Here is a 5,221-nt window from a genome sequence, read left to right as displayed (position 1 = left end):
ATCTATACCAACAATTAAAAACGTATTTTAGTTATTACAATACAAAAAGAAGGCATCAGGGAATAGAAAACGAAATACCGCTGGTAAAGTATTTAAACAAACAACAAAAAGCAGCTTAGTCAATATAGCCGGAACTTAATTTAAGCTGAAAACTGCCCTACAAATGGGGGGATGCTCAGTGTTTTCAAGACCAAGCTCCTTTACCTGTTTAGATCCGGGAAAAACACGCTCCAATTGTTTGATAATCCTAAATGATATATTTTGATCAAACAACAGTTTCACGAAGCTACTCTAATTCTACGTTCTCTATTTGCAGCAAATAACAAACAAGCCGTTATATTATCCTTGCTGAGCTCTGGAAAATCATCTAAAATCTCCTCCTTAGACATACCATTGGCAAGCCAATTCAGCACATCATAAACCGAAATTCTGGTCCCTGAAATTATAGGTTTACCAAACCTCTTATTAGGGTCGATAACAATATGTTCTTTATAATTTACCATATTTCTAAAGTACGTAATTTAAAATTAAGTCAATAGAACTTATAATTCGTTTCTAATACGAAATCAAAACATTAAAATTATCATTCTATAACCAGAGTCAAATTTTGATATTTAACGTTTCGATTAGTCTTAGCAGAGATTAAAATAGGAATATTTCCATATTTTTGTAATAATTCCTATTTATATGAACCGAAATATTCTACATCTGGATCTCGATACGTTTTTTGTTTCCTGCGAACGCCTGGCAGATTCTTCGCTAGTAGGTAAACCTGTGATCGTAGGTGGCACAGGCGATCGGGGCGTGGTAAGTGCGGCCAGCTACGAGAGCCGCAAGTTTGGAGTTCACTCGGGTATGCCGATGAAAATGGCCCGGCAACTCTGTCCACAAGCGACTTACATTCGCGGAAATGCAGGTATTTACACCAAATATTCTAAAACCGTTACCGAAATCCTTCAGGAGCATGTCCCCGTTTTGGAAAAAGCCAGTGTTGACGAGTTTTACGCAGATCTCACAGGGATGGACCGGTTTTTTGGCTGTTACAAGTTTGCTAAAGAGCTTCGGTCTAAAGTCATTAAAGAGACCGGCTTACCCATTTCCTTTGGCCTTTCGGTCAATAAAACCGTTTCTAAAGTGGCTACAAATGAAGCCAAGCCTAACAATCAGCTCAAAGTTGACGCCGGTTTTGAAAAAATCTTTCTCGAACCGCTTTCCATTAAAAAAATACCGATGGTTGGCGAAAAAACTTTTCGAACCTTCTGCAATTTGGGCGTAAAACATATAGGACTGGTGCAGCAAATGCCGGTAGAGATGATGGTTTCCGTTTTTGGAAAAAATGGCCGAATGATCTGGGAGCGCGCTAACGGCATTGACCGCTCCCCTATAATCGAGTATCACGAGCGCAAATCAATCTCCAGCGAGCGCACCTACGGGCAGGACACGACCGATGTGGTTAAACTGAGAACAACCATCCACGCGATGGCAGAGAACCTCGCATTTCAGCTTAGACAGGGCAACAAACTCACTTCGTGCATTGCGGTTAAGGTTCGGTATTCCGATTTTCAGACCTATTCCAAACAACTCAAAATCCCCTATACCGCAGCAGACCACAATCTGATCCCCACAGTGCTTGAACTTTTTGATAAACTCTATAACCGCCGATTGCTCATACGGCTGGTTGGCGTGCGCTTTAGCGGGCTTACCGAAGGACATTACCAGATAGACCTTTTTGAAAACACCAACCGTACCGTTAACCTTTACAAAGCTATGGATGCCATACGCAAACGCTACGGTGACCGCAGTGTCATGCGCGCGGCTACGATGGGCGAGGGCTCCAGAACTATTGGCGGGCAGGGTAATCCTTTTAACGGTCAGCCACCTATCGTTTTGGCACACCGTCATCAATAACCCAATTTCAATATGTATTTAAATTGTCACTCCTATTACAGCCTGCGCTACGGCACACTTTCAGAGGTAGAATTACTCGACCTTGCGATTGAGCATAAGCAAGATTGTATTGCATTGACTGACATCAACAATACATCTGCAGGCTTAAATTTTGTTCGCAGAGCGAAAGAAAAAAACATTAAACCCGTTCTGGGAATTGATTTTAGAAATGGAAATCAGCAATGCTATGTTTCGCTGGCGCGGAATAATGAAGGGTATTTGGAACTGAATAATTTTTTATCAAAACACCTCCATGATAAAACTCCGATTGCTGACAATGCGCCACGATTTGAAAATGTGTATACCATTTACGCTTTTGAACGAACGATGGAACTCGATAAAACTACTTTTTCTAAACATGAATTTATCGGTATAGGACCAAAAGATCTTAATCGGCTTCGCTTTTCTAAATACAGCGCCTATAAAGACAAATTGGTTGTATTGCTTCCGGTAAGTTTTAATTCTAAAAGAGATTTTAATGTACACCGGCTGTTGAGAGCTGTAGACACCAATACGCTTTTAAGTAAGCTCCCGTTAGAAGAACAAGGCTCTCCCGATGAGTATATGCTTCCAACGGAAAAAATAAAGTCCATTTTCGCAGAATACCCATACATCCTTAAAAACACAGAAGATTTACTACAAGCCTGCAGTATTGATTTTGACTTTTCCCCCAAAAGGCCCTCTCAAAACTTAAAAACAGTTCTGGGGAGCAGTGATTCCGATTTCAAAAAGTTAAAAGAACTCTGTGACAAGGGTCTGAGTGAACGCTATGAAAAAATAACCCCAACAATAGTGGAGCGACTCGAGAAAGAGCTTAGCCTCATTAAAAAACAGGATTTTGTGGCCTTCTTTCTCATCAACTGGAAAATCATTGAATATGCCCGAAGCAAAAATTATTTCTACGTAGGCCGCGGGAGCGGTGCAAACAGTATTGTTGCCTATTTACTGCGCATCACAGATGTTGATCCTATAGAACTGGACTTGTATTTTGAGCGGTTTATGAACGAATACCGCCTCAATCCGCCTGATTTTGATATTGACTTTTCTACCTGGGACCGCGAAGATGTTACCCGTTTTATTTTTGAGGAATTTGGCCAAAACGGTCAGGCAGCGTTGTTGGGTTCGTATGTCACCTTTCAACACAGTGGTGCAGTACGTGAACTGGGAAAGGTTTTCGGTATTCCCAAACACGAGATCGATAAACTGAGTGCCGGAAACTACTCCTTACAAAACCTCGATAATTTAAGCAGGCTTACATTGAAATATGCCGCTATTTTGCACGAGCGCCCCAATTACCTGAGTATTCACGCCGGTGGAATCTTAATATCAGACAGGCCTATTCACTATTTTAGTGCAACTCATTTACCTCCAAAAGATTTTCCTACTGTTCAATTTGATATGCATATCGCAGAAGATGTAGGCCTGTTTAAGTTTGACATCTTAGGACAACGCGGCCTGGGAAAGATTAAAGATGCGATTGAAATCGTAAAAACCAATCAGCCCGAAGCAAAGATGCTCGACATCCACAATCCAAAACCACTTTTTAAAGATGCCAACATCAATTCGATGATTGCTCGGGCAGAATGCATAGGTTGCTTTTATGTAGAATCACCCGCGATGCGTATGCTGTTAAAAAAACTGGAGGTTGACAATTATCTCTCACTGGTCGCAGCAAGCTCTATTATAAGGCCGGGTGTTGCTAAAAGTGGCATGATGCGTGAGTACATTTTAAGGCATCGCAATTCCAAAAGGCGCAAAGAAGGCCATCCTGTATTGCAAAAAATAATGCCAGATACCTACGGGATTATGGTGTATCAGGAAGATGTGATTAAAGTAGCGCATCACTATGCCAAACTCAACCTGGGAGAGGCCGATGTTTTGCGCAGAGGAATGAGCGGTAAATACCGCTCGCGAAAAGAGTTTAAAGCTGTAAAGAAAAAGTTTAGAGACAACTGTATTAGTGCCGGTGAGCCAAAAGCGATAGTAGATGAAGTATGGCGCCAAATAGAAAGCTTTGCAGGTTATGCCTTTGCGAAAGGGCACTCAGCTTCCTACGCTGTAGAGAGCTACCAAAGTCTTTACCTCAAATGCTATTTCCCGCTTGAATATATGGTTGCAACCTTAAATAATGGCGGTGGTTTTTACAGAGCTGAAACCTACGTTCACGAAGCACGGCTCAACGGAGCGCAAATTGAAGCACCCTGCATAAACTTCGGTTTAATTGAAACTTCTATCAAAGGCAAAACGATCTACCTGGGCTTTCAGCATATTGACAGTCTGGAGCAAAAAACCATGCTGAAAATTATAAATGCCCGGGTTCAAGGACTATTTAAATCCTATGATGATTTTATAGAACGTGTGCCATTAAGCATTGAGCAGCTCGATTTACTAATACGTATAGACGCATTACGTTCTTTAGGTAAAGACAAACGCAGCTTACTCTGGGAAGCCTACTATAAAGAAAACACCATACCTAAAAACGAACTGCAGCAAAGCTTCTTCAGGGTATCTATGAACGATTATATCTTGCCCAAATTCTCCATAACAGATTTGGAAAATGCGTTTGATCAATTAGAACTTATAGGCTTTCCGCTTTACGATCCATTTATATTGCTAGAACAAAAACCCGATAGCAACTTAGTCACTGTAGATTTAAAAAATCATCTTGAAAAAGTCATTACTATTTACGGCTATCTCGTTACTTTAAAGAATACGCGCACGTCTAAAGGGGACCGTATGTTTTTCGGGACATTTCTGGATCGAGAAGGCCAGTGGTTAGATACGGTGCATTTTCCTCCGATAGCAAAGAAATATCCCTTTCACGGAAGAGGTATTTACAAACTAACCGGTAAAGTGGTTACCGAATTTGATTTTATTACACTCGAAGTCATTGCTATGCAACGAATGGCATATGTTCCCGATCCCAGATTTGATGTTACATATAACCGTAAAGAGAATTCAAACTCTACTCCTTCTTACATTCTTCTTAATAAAGAATAGTTTTTTAGGGCGTTCCCTTCGGGTCGGGTCTTTCGTTTCAATCTTTTAAACACCTGTTGTGTTTAAAAGGATTTCAACTACAACCCCTAACGCGGTTTTGATTCAAAGTTGAAGGTTTAAAATTCAAGGTCTGAACTCTAGTCTAACATCTGAGTTTAGTGCATAAAAAAAGTCCGCATCATAAACTGATGCGGACTTTAAAACAAGGCGGCGACCTACTCTCCCACGAGATGCAGTACCATCGGCGCTAACGGGCTTAACTACTCTGTTCGGA

The 5,221-nt window shown here is 41.0% G+C and carries 4 protein-coding genes and 1 rRNA gene; 2 read left to right on the top strand and 3 right to left on the bottom strand.

What is annotated here, in order from left to right; genetic code table 11:
• Positions 1-135: 135 nt before the first annotated feature.
• Together LLW17_RS18735 and LLW17_RS18730 are read right to left on the bottom strand one after the other, a co-directional pair.
• Positions 136-282, bottom strand: coding sequence for a DUF5615 family PIN-like protein (locus LLW17_RS18735; protein ID WP_228231821.1), 147 nt, complete (start codon positions 280-282; stop codon positions 136-138).
• Positions 279-503, bottom strand: coding sequence for a DUF433 domain-containing protein (locus LLW17_RS18730; protein ID WP_228231820.1), 225 nt, complete (start codon positions 501-503; stop codon positions 279-281). Before LLW17_RS18730 ends, LLW17_RS18735 begins: the two co-directional genes overlap by 4 nt.
• A 184-nt stretch (positions 504-687) precedes the next feature.
• On the opposite strand from LLW17_RS18730, the gene dinB reads away from it, so the two are divergent.
• Together dinB and LLW17_RS18720 are read left to right on the top strand one after the other, a co-directional pair.
• On the top strand, positions 688-1,908 hold the full coding sequence (gene dinB / locus LLW17_RS18725) for a DNA polymerase IV (protein WP_228231819.1): 1,221 nt from the start codon (positions 688-690) through the stop codon (positions 1,906-1,908).
• Positions 1,909-1,920: 12 nt separating this feature from the next.
• On the top strand, positions 1,921-4,947 hold the full coding sequence (locus tag LLW17_RS18720) for a DNA polymerase III subunit alpha (protein ID WP_228231818.1): 3,027 nt from the start codon (positions 1,921-1,923) through the stop codon (positions 4,945-4,947).
• A 202-nt stretch (positions 4,948-5,149) separates the two neighbouring features.
• Here LLW17_RS18720 and rrf read toward each other — a convergent pair.
• Positions 5,150-5,221: ribosomal RNA gene (gene rrf / locus LLW17_RS19090) — 5S ribosomal RNA — on the bottom strand; the annotation flags it as partial.

Source organism: Leeuwenhoekiella parthenopeia, from assembly GCF_020782115.1.
In the GTDB taxonomy this organism is placed as follows: Bacteria; Bacteroidota; Bacteroidia; order Flavobacteriales; family Flavobacteriaceae; genus Leeuwenhoekiella; species Leeuwenhoekiella parthenopeia.
The sequence above is the reverse complement of the archived record's forward strand: the minus strand, read 5'-3'. Positions and strand labels throughout refer to the sequence as shown.